This window comes from Pseudonocardia kunmingensis, from assembly GCF_006716445.1.
Classification (GTDB): domain Bacteria; phylum Actinomycetota; class Actinomycetes; order Mycobacteriales; family Pseudonocardiaceae; genus Pseudonocardia; species Pseudonocardia kunmingensis.
Map to the genome: position 1 here is coordinate 976099 of NZ_VFPA01000002.1, position 11841 is coordinate 987939.

Consider the following 11841-nt stretch of genomic DNA (forward strand, 5'->3'; position numbering starts at 1 on the left):
CACCCGCTCGCCCGTCACCAGTCCCCGCCGTGGATCGGCACGGTAACGCGCAGCTCCATCGCCCGCACGGTCTGGCTGACCCGCGACGTGGAGAGGTAGAGCCGCTCGGCGGTGCGGCCGAAGTGCAGCTCCTCGGCCAGCACCAGGAACGTCTCGATCTCCCGCATCTCCACGTCGCCATCCTGCCCGGTCGCGGCCGGAGCGACCTCGCACAACGGATATGGGGTCAGCGGGACTGTGATACAGTGTCGGCAATCCCCGAGTGACCCATCTGGGTCCTGGCGGACGTCTTCGTCGCGGTGTCCACATTTCCCGCATCGACACGCTCTCGCGCATCAGCCTCTCCGGCTTCTTCCAGAGCTGAATCTGTTGTCCCTCGAATCGAAACGCGTAGGACGGAGTGGAAGTTCATGAGTGCTGACCGGGTGACCATTGGCGCAGAGCGGGCGATCCTCGAGAACATGCTCGATCGCAACCGCGAAGCGCTGATCGGGACGATACGCGGCCTCTCCGACGTCAACGCCCGTCGACGGCTCGTCGTGTCGCTGACGACCCCGATTTCGTTGATCAAGCATGCCGCGGCCGCCGAACGGATCTGGTTCCAGCGCCTCTGGGCGGGACTCGACGAGTCCGAATGCGACGGATACTCGAAGCGGGACGAGGGCACCTTCGCCGTCGCAGCCGACGAATCGCTGGCCGACGTGATCGCCGAGTTCGAACGGGCGAGCCGGCGATCGCGGGTGATCGCCGCCCGCTTCGACCTCGATGACACGAAGGACAATCCCCGTGAAGGGACGGTCAGCATGCGGTGGACTCTGCTCGCCATGATAGAAGAGTTCGCCCGGCACGCAGGACACGGCGACATCCTTCGCGAACAGATCGACCACCTATGATCTCGACGGTTGAGCCGGTGGAACCGCGCTGATCGGTTCGTACCATCCGACGCTGGAGGCCTCGTGAACATCGCCGCACTGCTCCGTGACGGGGTTGCGCGAGCCGGTGACGGGATCGCCCTCGTCCAGGGCTCCCGGACGCTCACCTACCGGGAGCTCGGCGACCGGGTCGGCCGGCTCGCCGCCGGTCTGGCCCGGCTCGGACTCGAACGCGGTGACCGCGTCGTGCTGCTGCTCATGCCCAACCGGGTCGAGCTCGTCGAGGCGCTGTGGGCCGCCTTCCACGGCGGGTTCGTCGCCGTTCCGGTCAACTGGCACCTGCATCCCGACGAGGTCGGGTACATCGCCCGGCACAGCGGAGCGGCCGCCGTCGTCGTGAGCGATGAGACGGCCGCCGCGACGCGTGGCCTCCCCGAGGGGATCCGCGTGCTGCGCGTGGCCAGGGCGGACGGATCGGACTCCGGGATCGACTACGAGGACGTCCTCGGCCCGGAGCCGGTGCCCGCGGTCGAGACGGCCTCCGACGACCCGGCGTGGCTCTTCTACACCTCCGGGACGACCGGGAGGCCGAAGGGCGCGATGCTCACCCACCGCAACCTCGAAGCGATGACGGAGGCCTACCACGTCGACCTCGACGAGATCGCCGAGGGCAGCGTCTACCTGCACGCCGCGCCTCTGACCCACGGCAGCGGGCTGTACCTGCTGCCTTCGATCGCCCGGGGCGCGACCCAGGTCATCGCGCCCGGAACCCGCTTCTCGGCCGCCGAGTTCGTCGGGTTGATCGAGGAGCACCGGGTCACGCACGCCGCCTTCCTCGCCCCGACGATGCTGAAGCGCGTGGTCGACGAGGCGCGCGGCCGGACCTTCCCGACGCTGCGGAGCATCGTCGTCGGCGGCGCGGCGCTCTACCAGGAGGACCTGCGGGCGGCGGTCGACGTGTTCGGGAAGATCGTGGTCCAGATCTACGGGCAGGGCGAGTCCCCGATGACGATCACCGTCATGCCCGCGTCCGAGGCGCTCGCCCATCCCGGTTCGTGCGGGCGCCCGTTCCACGGCGTCGAGGTCCGCGTCGCGGACGCGACCGGCGAGCCCGTGCCGGACGGAGCGGACGGTGAGGTCCTCGTCCGCGGTGACGTCGTGATGCGCGGCTACCGGAACAACGCCGAGGCCACTGCGGCCACGCTGGCCGGGGGCTGGCTGCACACCGGCGACATCGGCCACTTCGAGGCCGGTTACCTGCATCTGACCGACCGGGCCAAGGACGTGATCATCACCGGCGGGTCGAACGTCTACCCCCGGGAGGTCGAGGAGGTCCTCCTCACCCACCCGGCTGTCCGCGAAGCGGCGGTCGTCGGCGTTCCCGATCCCGAGTGGGGCGAATCCGTGCGGGCCTTCGTGGTCGCGGACGGGGATCCCGACCCCGACGCACTGGTGCGGCACTGCCGCGACCGGCTCGCCTCGTTCAAGAAGCCGCGCGATGTGGTCTTCGTGCCCGAGCTGCCGAAGAACGCCACCGGCAAGATCCTCAAACGGGAGCTCCGCCTGCGGGTCGACGACCCGGGTCCCTCGGCGTGACGTCGCGGTTCAGGGGCGCTGGTAATGCAGTGCGACCGCCCCGGACGAGGGGAACGCCGTGGCGCTGGCGAGTTGCCATGTGGACGCGTAGCCGTCGGGGAGCAGTTGGAGCCCGCCACCGAGGGTCGCCGGCACCACCGTCAGGTAGAGGTCGTCGACCAGGTCCTCCTCCAGCAGCGTCTGGATGATGCTCGCGCTGTTCAGGACCAGGATGTCCCGGCCCGGCCCGCTCTTGAGCGCCCGTACCTCGGTTGCGGCATCGCGAGAGACCCGGGCGTTGGTCCACTCCGCCTTCTCGAGGTCGTCCTGCTCCAGGGTCGTGGAGAAGACGATCTTCTCCACCGAGGCCAGCCAGCTGCCGAGCTCGCGGGTGCGGGGCGAGCTGGCCGGGTCGTTCGTGATCGCCGGCCACACGGACGTGAAGCCTTCCCAGTTCGTCCTGCCCAGCAGCGCGGTGCTCACACCCCGCCAGATCCCTTCGTAGTAGAGCTCGCTCTGCCCGCTCGCGATGTGCCCCATGGCCCAGCTCATGTCGTCCTGGGGTCCGGTGCTGCTGTACCCGTCCATCGACACCGTCACCTCGGCGGCGACCTTCCGGGCCGCTCCCGCGCTCGTGGTCTCTGACATGCGGATCTCCATCCGTCGTCGGTGATCACTAACGTACGGACGGGCGGCACCGCGGGCACCCGTGTCGGCCACGTGGTCACCACCTGATCGCCACGCCCCGCGGGTGCCCGCTCCACGCGAGGATCCAGTTGACTGCCCGGCGATCAGTTTCCGGCCGCGCCCGAGTCTCACCGGCTGGATGGGGGCGGACCGAGGGCGGGGCCGACTCCACGTCAACGGCACGAACCGGACGGGCAAGGGGGCGCTGTGAGCGGTATCAGGGTGTTGGTGGCGGGGGCGAGCATCGCGGGGCCCGCGCTGGCCCACTGGCTGCACCGGCGGGGGGCCGAGGTGACCGTGGTGGAGCGGGCCCCCGGGCTGCGTCCCGGTGGGCAGGCGGTGGACGCGCGCGGGGTGGCCAAGGAGGTCATCCGGCGCATGGGGCTGGACGCGGCGGTGCGCGCCGCCTGCACCGACACCGCAGGCGCGTACACCGTGGACGTGGACGGGAACGTGCTGGAGACCTTCCGCGCAGACGACCACGGCGGCGACGGGTACATCGCGGAGATCGAGATCCTGCGCGGGGACCTGTCCCGGGTGCTCTACGACGACACCCGGGACAGCGTCGAGTACGTCTTCGGGGACCGAATCGCCGAGCTCACCCGGGACGCGGACGGGGTCGACGTGACCTTCGCGGGCGGCGCCCGGCGACGCTTCGACCTGGTGATCGGCGCGGACGGGCTGCACTCGGCGCTGCGCGCGATGGTCTTCGGTCCGCGCGAGCGGTTCGTCCGCCACCTCGGGCTCGTCCTGGCCTTCTACAGCGTGCCCAACGAGTTCGGGGTGGACCGCTGGCTGATCGACTACCAGGAGTCCGGACGCTCCGCAGGCCTGCGGCCCCTCCCGGACGCCACCCGGGCGATGGCCATGCTCTCGTTCAGCGCCGCCGACTTCGACGTCGACCACCGCGACGTCGCGGCCCAGAAGCGACTGCTGCGGGAGCGGATGGCCGGCTTCGGTTGGCTGACCCCGCGCATCCTCGATCACCTGGACGACACCCCGGACTTCTACCTCGACCAGGTCGCCCAGGTGGTGATGGACCGCTGGTCGAGCGGACGGGTGGGGCTGCTCGGGGACGCGGCGTTCAGCTCGTCGCCGATGTCCGGGGGTGGCACCGGGCTGGCCCTGGTCGGCGCCTACCTGCTGGCCGGAGAGCTGGCCGCCGCCGGGTGGGACCCGGAAGCCGGGCTCGCGGGCTACGAGGCGCGGATGCGCCCGTTCGTCGAGGCCAACCAGGAGATCGGCCGGATGCACGTGCAGAGCCGCGAGGCCCCGGCGCCGGACGCCGAGCCGAGCCCGGAGCCCGACATGGAGGCGCTCATGGAGCTGGTCGAGCGCGCGATCAACGGCGTCGAGCTGCCCGACTACGCCGAGGTGCCGGACTCCGGGGGTCCCGTCGGGTCGCCGATCACCTCGTCGGTCACGCCGTAGGCCATCCACCGCCTCGGGCGCACCACGTCACCGCCGCCCGACTGGTCGAGGCCGGTTTCGATCCACACCGTCCGGCGGTCTTCCTGTGGGAGGGCGTGATCATGTACCTGGAGCACCCGGCGGTCGAGAGCACGCTGGGCAGAATCGCGGGCACGGCGTCGGGCAGCATGCTGGTGTTCGACTACTTCACCGTCGAGCCCCTCTAAGCGTGCGTGGGGTGGCTTCGCGGTCGCGACGGTCGCGACCTGAACAGCTCGACCTCGGCCGGTTGTGGGTCGACGGGCCGCTGTCGTGGTGCGCGAACTACGCGGGCAGCACCTCTCGGCAGTGCTCGACCACGTGCTCGACCAGCCCGCTCGCCCGGACCCCGCGCGGCAGGGCGGCGACGAGCGAGTTGGTCCCGATGTCCTCGACGATGGGCAGGAACCGCAGCGGTCGGCCCTCGTGGCTGCTGGGCACCTCGGTCATCAGCAGCGCCCAGGCCAGCCCCCGCCCGACCAGGGCGCGCACCGCGAGGACGTCGGTGCTGCGGTAGGCGATCCGCGGAACGACGCCGAAGCGGGCCAGCAGGGCCTCGTTCAGGAAGCTCGCGGGCTCGACGTTGAGCAGCGCGCCGGGGTGGTCGGCGAGGTCGGCGAGGCGCACGTCGGGTCGGGCGGCGAGGGGGTGGTCGGCGGCGACGGCGACCTTGAACCGGCGCTCGCGCAGCAGGGTCGGCTCCACCTCGGGCTGCAGCTGCATCTCGTAGAGGAAGCAGACGTCCACCTGGCCGCGCAGCAGGCGCTCCTGCAGCACGGCGGCCGAGCCCTCCACGATCTCCAGCTGCGCGTCCGGGAACCGGTCTCGCAGCAGGCCGGCGACCTCCGGCAGGACCTGCGCCGACACCGAGGGGAAGCACCCGACGGTCAGGCGCCCGGTGCCCGGCTGCCCGGCGAGCTGCCGCACGTCCTGCAGCACCCCCCGGGCCCGGGTCGCCGCCTCCCGGCCGGCCGCGGTCAGGTGGACGCCCTTCGCGGTGCGCCGCACGGCCAGCTGCACGCCGAGCGCACCCTCGAGCTCCCGCAGGGCCTGGCTGATCGCGGCCTGCGAGACGTGGCAGCGGACCGCGGCCCGGGAGATCGACTCGTCCTGGGCGATCGCGACCAGGTACTCGAGCTGGCGCAGCGTCACGTCCTTCACAAGTGGAGCTTATGCTCTGCGACAGCAGAATCAGCTGTTCCTGATTCTGCTGGTGGGCGACAGTGCTAGGGGAAGGTGCGGCTGCCGCACGTCCCAGCACGACACGAAGGAGTGTCATGTCCAGCCCTCATGTGGTGACCCTCGGGACCGCGGGCGGTCCGCGGTGGTGGGACCGCCCCGGCGCCGCGGCCGCGCGGAGCGGGATCGGGACGGCCGTCGTCGTCGGCGAGGCGGTGTACCTCGTCGACGCCGGCCAGGGCACCGGTCGCCAGCTCGCGCGCGCCGGTCTGCCGCTCGACCGGGTCCGCGCGCTGTTCCTGACCCACCTGCACTCCGACCACGTCGCCGACCTGGTCCCGCTGCTGCTGTTCGGCCTGTTCGAGCGCCGGGACCCGGCCGCTCCGCCGATCGCGGTGCACGGTCCCGGCCCGCGGGGCGGCCTGCCGCCGCTGTCGCCGCACGCGACCGGACGGCCGGAACCGGTGGCGCCGGCCAACCCGACCCCGGGGACCGTGGAGATGGTCGACCTGCTGTGCGCCGCACACGCGACCGATCTCAACGACCGGATCTTCGACTCGTTGACCCGCGGACCCGCCGACCAGGTGGCCGTCCACGACATCGCGCTGCCGCCGGGTACGGGCTTCGCCCCCGACACCCGGGTGGCCCCGCCGATGGAGCCGTTCGAGGTCCACCGCGACGACGACGTCGTCGTCACCGCGATCCTGGTCGAGCACCCGCCCACCGCCCCGGCGTTCGCGTTCCGGTTCGACACGGCCGGGGGTTCGGTGACGATCTCGGGGGACACCGCGCCCTGCGACAACGTGGTCCGCCTCGCGCGGGACACCGACCTGCTGCTGCACGAGGCGATCGACCTGACCGCGATGGGCCGCCGCTACGCCGACACGGCCATGCGGCGGGCGACGATGGCCCACCACGGGCGCGCCCACACCACCGCCCGCCAGGCGGGCGAGCTCGCCACCCGGGCCGGTGCGCGGGTGCTGGCCCTGCACCACCTGGTGCCCGGCGACGCCCCGGCGTCGGCGTTCTCCGCGGGCGCCGCCGAGACGTTCCGCGGCCCGGTGCTCGTGCCCGACGACCTGGACGTCATCGCGTTCGCGACCGGCCGCAGGACGGAGGTGGCGTGATGGCAGGCACCGACAGCGCGCAGTCCGCCCGGCGGATCGAGGCGACCCCGCAGGAGATGCGCCGGATCCTGGCCTCCAGCTTCGTCGGCACCGCGATCGAGTACTACGACTTCATCCTCTACGCGACGGCCGCGAGCGTCGTCTTCGGCACCGTGTTCTTCACCGGGGTCGGTCCCGGCGTCGCGCAGATCCTCGCGTTCGGCACGCTCGCGGCAGGCTATTTCGCCCGCCCGCTCGGCGGCATCGTGTTCGGCCACCTCGGCGACCGGCTGGGCCGCAAGTCCATGCTGGTCGTGACCCTGGTGCTGATGGGCCTGGTCAGCACGCTGATCGGCCTGCTCCCGACCACCGAGCAGATCGGCGTCGCGGCGCCGCTGCTGCTGGTGCTCCTGCGGATCCTGCAGGGCGTCGCGGTGGGCGGGGAATGGGGCGGCGCCATGCTGCTCGGCTTCGAGCGCGCGAAGAAGGAGTCCCGCGGCTTCGCCGCCTCCTTCGCCTACATGGGCGCCCCCGCCGGCACGATCGTCGGGACCTTGGCGCTCAGCCTCGCCTCGACGCTGCCGCGGGAGGACTTCCTGTCCTGGGGCTGGCGGGTGCCGTTCCTCTTCAGCGCCGTGCTGGCCGGCGTGGGGCTGGTCATCCGGCTCAAGACCGCCGAGTCGGCGGTGTTCCAGGAGGCCGTGGAGGCGGTGGAGGAGAAGCAGGTGCCGGTCGGCGAGGTCCTCACCCGCTACCCGCGGCGGCTGCTGCTGGCCATCGCCGCCGGGATCTCGGGGCAGGCCGCGCAGGGCCTGATGGGGGTGTGGGCGCTGGGCTACGCCGTCACGCAGCTCCAGCTCTCGCCCACCAGCGTGCTCAACGTGAAGGCCCTCACCGGCGTATGCGTGATCGCGGTCGTGGTGGTCGCGGCGCGTCTGTCGGACCGGATCGGGCGTCGGCCGGTGATGATGGGCGGGAACGTCGCCGCACTGCTGCTCGCCTTCCCGATCATGTTCCTGCTCGACGCGGGCAGCGTGTGGGCGGTGTTCCTCGCGCTGCTCCTCGGCCTGGCCGTGATCCAGGGCTTCGTCGCCGGGCCCTACGGTGCCTTCGCGGCCGAGCTCTTCCCGACCCGGATCCGCTACACCGGGACCTCGATGGGCTACCAGATCGCCGCGGCGCTCGGGGCCGGTCTCATGCCGGTGATCGCCTCCTCGCTGGTGCTGGTGGGCGGGGGGTCGCTGTGGCTCGTCGCACTGGCCTGGATGGGCATGACCTCGATCGGCCTGGTCGCCCTCGTCGTGGCGAAGGAGGGCAAGGACCACGACCTGCGCGACATCGGCTGACCCGCGTCGAGTCCGCCGGATCGCCGTCGCGCTGACGGAGGGGTCAGTCTCGGATCGAGGCCCAGAACCGGGTGAGGGCGTCGGCGCCCCGCGCCGGGTCCTCGGCCATCCACCAGTGCCCGCACCCCTCGAGGAGCTCGACGCGGGCGCGGGCCCGCGCGGCCGATCGGCGACGCAGGGCCACGGAGCCGACGTAGTGGTCCTCGCTCGCCACCAGGGCGAGTCCGGGGCGAGCTGCGGCGTCGGGCAGCGCGCGACCGAGGTCGGCCATCGCCGGCTGCCTGGCGGAGCGGTACAGCCCCAGCAGCGCGCGGCCCATGTCGGCGTTCTGGGCGTGCGCGATGTGTTCGGCGGTCGGCCGGTCGAACCCGAGCGAGACCATCTGCTGGGTCTTCCTCTCGAGGGGAGCTCCGACCAGGGTCCCCACGTCGGCTTCGCCCGTGCCATCGGTCTGCCAGCGCTGTGCGAGGTCGTGCCAGACGTAGCCGGGGTCGTACAGCCCGATCGCGTCGCTGGCCCAGCTGTGCAGGAGATCGGGTCGGACCATCGCCACGTTGAGCACGTGGGCGCCGCCCCAGTCGTGGCCGACCAGGTGCACCGGGCGGCCGAGGAGCTCGAGCTCGGCGATCAGCCAGTCCCGGTACCCGGTCACGTCGGCGGCGAAGTGGTCGGGGAGCGGCGCGCCGAACCCGGGCGGGGACAGGCGCACCGTGTCGGTGACACCGGCCTTCGCCAGCTCGTCGACCAGAGCGGTCCAGATCGCCGCGCTCTCGGGGTTGCCGTGTACGAGTACCACGGTCATCGGCTGCTCCTCGCTGTTCGTGGACGGTTGTCGGGAAACGGAGGTGTGCGACCCACGAAGGCCGGATCACGTGGGGTGCGCGGCTCGAGCCGCGTGGCGAGCAACGCGAGGACGACCAGGCCCGCTGCGAGGGGACCGAGCCAGACCGGTCCCGCCCCGGCGAGCACGGCCCCGCCGGCGACGGACCCGACGGCGGCGCCGAGGTATATCGCGGAGGAGCCCCATCCGAGGGCGACCGCGGGGGAGTCCGGGGCCGCCGCGACGAGTCGGTGCTGCTGGGGCACGAGCACCATCCCGGCGAACAGGCCGAACACCGGCATCACCACGAACAACCACCCCACGTGGCCCAGGACGACGGGGATCGCGGCGCCGAGCACGAGCGTGAGCCCCGCGAAGGCGGCGTACCGGATGGGGTCGGGACCGGTGCGGTCGACGAGCCGGCCGGAGGCCCACGTGCCCACGACGATCCCCCCGCCGGTGGCGGCCAGCAGGACGGGCAGCAACGGCCCGGCGGCCGGCGTCAGGATCGTCGGGAGGTACACCTGCGCACCCATCACCGCTGCCTGCGCGAGCATCGTGACGAGCAGGGTGACGAGCACCGCCCGCCGGCCGAGCACACCCACCCGCCGGGCCATGGTCGCCTTCGGCAGGTGCACCGCCGGGAGGGCCAGGGTCCCGAGAGCGGCGGCGACACCGAAGGCGGCGACCACCCCCAGCACCCCGCGCCAGCCGACCGCCTGTGCGGCGACCAGCCCGAGGGGGCCGCCCGCGAGCGTGGCGACGGTGAAGCCCCCGTAGACCATGGCGAGCGCCCGTCCCCGGCGCGCCTCCGGGACCAGGGCACCCGCGGTCGCGGTGGCGTTGGAGACGTAGAGCGCGGCTCCTGCTCCGGCGAGCACCTGGGCGACCAGCATGAACGGCATCGAGGTCGACGAGGCCTGGAGGGCGGCCCCGAGCGCGAACAGCGCCCCGCCCGCGGCCAGGACGAACCGCCGGTCCCCGTTGCCGAGCAGCACTGCCAGCGCAGGCGCCGCGACGGCGTAGGTCACCGCGAACGCCGTGGTCAGCTGTCCGGCCGCCGCGACCGAGACCGACAGGTCCGACGCGATCGGCGACAGCATTCCCGCCAGGACGAAGCTGTCGGCCCCGACCGCGAACGTTCCGATCGTCAACAGGCCGAGCAGCGCCCCGGTGGGGAGCCGCGGTCGCACCGGCCGTCCTCGCCCGCCGACCGCTCGGGGTTCGAGCCGGCACGTCATCCGCCGGCCTCCTGGAGCTGCTCGAGCTCGGCGTCGGTGATCCACGAGCCGTGGAAGCCGGCCGGGACCCGCCGGGGCAGGGTGACGGAGGCGACCGGCGCGCCGCCGACGTCGGTGGCGTCGAGCACGAGGAGCTTCGAGCCGCCGCCGTCGCGCCGGCTCGCGATGCTGAGCAGCCAGCCATCGTCCTCGGCGCGGTCGGGGGAGCCGGAGGGCACGAACACCGCCTCGCCGGCGACGACGTCCGGGCCGAGCGCGTGCTCGGCGACGACCCCGGCGTCCGCGTCGAGCTTGACGATCGCCGTGGCGGAGGGGTCGCCACCGGAGACCGCGTAGCGGTAGCGGGCGACGCGCCCCACGCGGTCGTCGTCGACGGTGGGGAACTCGATCCCGCGGTCGTCCATGGTGGTCTCGGTGACGGTGCCGGTGGCCGGGTCGAGCACCCAGCGGTGGAGGCGGGCCAGTCCGCTGTCGGCGGCCGCGGCGGCAGGGCCCGCCGGGTCGGGGTGCGCGGGGACGCCGGTCGAGGCGGACGGGGTGCCGGTGTGCGCCCACGCCCGCGCCGCGTCCGCGCCCGCGTACCGGGCGGCGTCGAGCACCACCCGCCCGGCGGCGTCGGTGTGCGCGTTGCCCACGTGGAAGACGTAGGACGGGTCGATCTCGTACCAGCGCACCTCGCCCGGGCGCTCGAGCGGCATCACGCCGATCCGGGCGCCGTAGGAGGGGTCCCAGTCGAAGGGCAGGGGGTGGTCGATCCGTTCCGGGGTGAACGTCATCGGCAGGTCGAGGAACACCGCGTGCCGGTCGGTGATCGCGAAGTCGTGCATCATCGTCGGTCCGGGAACGGAGATCGGTGCGCTCGCCACGAGCTCGCCCGCGGCGGAGAGCCGGTGGTAGGTGACGAACGGGGCCGTCACGCCGTAGCCGAAGAAGTGCAGATCGCCGGTCACCGGATCGGTCTTGGGGTGCGCCGTCATGGAGGTGGTGAGCCGGCCGCCGAAGTCGCTGGTCCCCACGGTCTCCAGGTCCGGGGTGAGCACGTGCGGCAGGCCGCTCTCGACCAGCGTCAGGATCTTCCCGGCGTGGGCGATGACGCTCGTGTTCGCCTCGCCGACGGTGATGTCGGGGCTCCCGTCGGGGCGCATCGCGGGCGCCCCGGCCAGCGCCTTCGTCCGCACCCACCGGTTGCGGTACCAGCGCGCGTGGCCGCCGTCGATGCGGATGCCGTGCACCATCCCGTGGCCCGCGAACCAGTGCTTCGACGGCTGCCCGGGCAGCGGGTTGGGGCCGTTGCGCAGGTAGCGGCCGACGAGCTCGGGCGGCAGCGCGCCCTCGACGGGCAGGTCGACGGCGTCGATCTCGTCGGGCACCGGGGCGAGGTGACCGGTCACGTGCAGGGGGACGTCGGTCGTGCTGGTGTTCGTCATCTCTTCCTTCCGTGCCGCCGTGGTGCGGGATGCGATTCCGCCCCCGGGGCTGCCCGGCGGTTCCGTCTCAGCCCCTGCGCTCCATGCAACAGCGCGTACGCGCGGGGGTGCAGGGCTCGAACGGACAGGAGGAGGGGCG

Annotated in this window: 12 protein-coding genes; 6 read left to right on the top strand and 6 right to left on the bottom strand. The window is 72.7% G+C overall.

Translation table 11 applies throughout. The features are described 5' to 3' along the window. Positions 1 to 14: 14 nt before the first annotated feature. Positions 15 to 167: a helix-turn-helix domain-containing protein gene (locus FB558_RS20450; RefSeq protein WP_142056608.1), complete on the bottom strand. Its 153-nt coding sequence runs from the start codon at positions 165 to 167 to the stop codon at positions 15 to 17. A gap of 243 nt (positions 168 to 410) precedes the next feature. Between FB558_RS20450 and FB558_RS20455 the strand changes: the two genes are divergently transcribed. Further along, entirely contained in the window at positions 411 to 893 is a 483-nt protein-coding gene (locus tag FB558_RS20455) for a DinB family protein (RefSeq protein ID WP_142055823.1), read from the top strand. Positions 894 to 956: 63 nt separating this feature from the next. Then, positions 957 to 2468 (top strand): class I adenylate-forming enzyme family protein, encoded by a 1512-nt coding sequence (locus FB558_RS20460; RefSeq protein ID WP_142055825.1) that lies wholly within the window; start codon positions 957 to 959, stop codon positions 2466 to 2468. A gap of 9 nt (positions 2469 to 2477) precedes the next feature. Here the strand turns inward: FB558_RS20460 and FB558_RS20465 are convergent, their stop codons facing one another. Beyond that, on the bottom strand, positions 2478 to 3095 hold the full coding sequence (locus FB558_RS20465) for a dihydrofolate reductase family protein (protein ID WP_142055826.1): 618 nt from the start codon (positions 3093 to 3095) through the stop codon (positions 2478 to 2480). A 246-nt stretch (positions 3096 to 3341) separates the two neighbouring features. Between FB558_RS20465 and FB558_RS20470 the strand changes: the two genes are divergently transcribed. Both FB558_RS20470 and FB558_RS45235 read left to right on the top strand, forming a co-directional pair. Continuing rightward, a complete protein-coding gene (locus tag FB558_RS20470; protein WP_211366705.1) occupies positions 3342 to 4565 on the top strand; it encodes an FAD-dependent monooxygenase in 1224 nt (407 codons plus the stop codon). Between the two features lie 41 nt (positions 4566 to 4606). After that, positions 4607 to 4771: a class I SAM-dependent methyltransferase gene (locus tag FB558_RS45235; protein WP_142056611.1), complete on the top strand. Its 165-nt coding sequence runs from the start codon at positions 4607 to 4609 to the stop codon at positions 4769 to 4771. Between the two features lie 97 nt (positions 4772 to 4868). On the opposite strand, the gene FB558_RS20480 is transcribed toward FB558_RS45235, so the two are convergent. Continuing rightward, positions 4869 to 5744 carry a LysR family transcriptional regulator gene (locus FB558_RS20480; RefSeq protein WP_142055829.1) on the bottom strand — a complete coding sequence of 292 codons (876 nt, stop codon included), beginning with the start codon at positions 5742 to 5744 and terminating at the stop codon, positions 4869 to 4871. 116 nt (positions 5745 to 5860) lie between these two features. On the opposite strand from FB558_RS20480, the gene FB558_RS20485 reads away from it, so the two are divergent. Together FB558_RS20485 and FB558_RS20490 are read left to right on the top strand one after the other, a co-directional pair. After that, the gene (locus FB558_RS20485; RefSeq protein ID WP_142055831.1) at positions 5861 to 6889 is read left to right on the top strand and encodes an MBL fold metallo-hydrolase; all 1029 of its coding nucleotides are present in this window, start codon (positions 5861 to 5863) and stop codon (positions 6887 to 6889) included. Beyond that, a complete protein-coding gene (locus tag FB558_RS20490; RefSeq protein WP_142055833.1) occupies positions 6889 to 8214 on the top strand; it encodes an MFS transporter in 1326 nt (441 codons plus the stop codon). The genes FB558_RS20485 and FB558_RS20490 overlap by 1 nt, the downstream gene beginning before the upstream one ends. Before the next feature lie 43 nt (positions 8215 to 8257). On the opposite strand, the gene FB558_RS20495 is transcribed toward FB558_RS20490, so the two are convergent. Genes FB558_RS20495 through FB558_RS20505 form a run of 3 tightly spaced genes read right to left on the bottom strand, consistent with a single transcriptional unit; the run spans position 8258 to position 11702 of the window. Further along, the gene (locus FB558_RS20495) at positions 8258 to 9016 is read right to left on the bottom strand and encodes an alpha/beta fold hydrolase (RefSeq protein ID WP_142055835.1); all 759 of its coding nucleotides are present in this window, start codon (positions 9014 to 9016) and stop codon (positions 8258 to 8260) included. Further along, positions 9013 to 10227: an MFS transporter gene (locus tag FB558_RS20500; RefSeq protein WP_170231430.1), complete on the bottom strand. Its 1215-nt coding sequence runs from the start codon at positions 10225 to 10227 to the stop codon at positions 9013 to 9015. The genes FB558_RS20495 and FB558_RS20500 overlap by 4 nt, the downstream gene beginning before the upstream one ends. A 44-nt stretch (positions 10228 to 10271) precedes the next feature. Then, a complete protein-coding gene (locus FB558_RS20505) occupies positions 10272 to 11702 on the bottom strand; it encodes a carotenoid oxygenase family protein (protein WP_142055839.1) in 1431 nt (476 codons plus the stop codon). Between the last annotated feature and the right edge of the window lie 139 nt (positions 11703 to 11841).

What these genes read in the sequence shown, in the direction of transcription:
- FB558_RS20450 (WP_142056608.1), bottom strand. Translation starts at nt 167, where the DNA reads ATGCGGGAGATCGAGACGTTCCTGGTGCTGGCCGAGGAGCTGCACTTC.
- FB558_RS20455 (WP_142055823.1), top strand. Translation starts at nt 411, where the DNA reads ATGAGTGCTGACCGGGTGACCATTGGCGCAGAGCGGGCGATCCTCGAG.
- FB558_RS20465 (WP_142055826.1), bottom strand. Translation starts at nt 3,095, where the DNA reads ATGTCAGAGACCACGAGCGCGGGAGCGGCCCGGAAGGTCGCCGCCGAG.
- FB558_RS20485 (WP_142055831.1), top strand. Translation starts at nt 5,861, where the DNA reads ATGTCCAGCCCTCATGTGGTGACCCTCGGGACCGCGGGCGGTCCGCGG.
- FB558_RS20490 (WP_142055833.1), top strand. Translation starts at nt 6,889, where the DNA reads ATGGCAGGCACCGACAGCGCGCAGTCCGCCCGGCGGATCGAGGCGACC.
- FB558_RS20495 (WP_142055835.1), bottom strand. Translation starts at nt 9,016, where the DNA reads ATGACCGTGGTACTCGTACACGGCAACCCCGAGAGCGCGGCGATCTGG.
- FB558_RS20505 (WP_142055839.1), bottom strand. Translation starts at nt 11,702, where the DNA reads ATGACGAACACCAGCACGACCGACGTCCCCCTGCACGTGACCGGTCAC.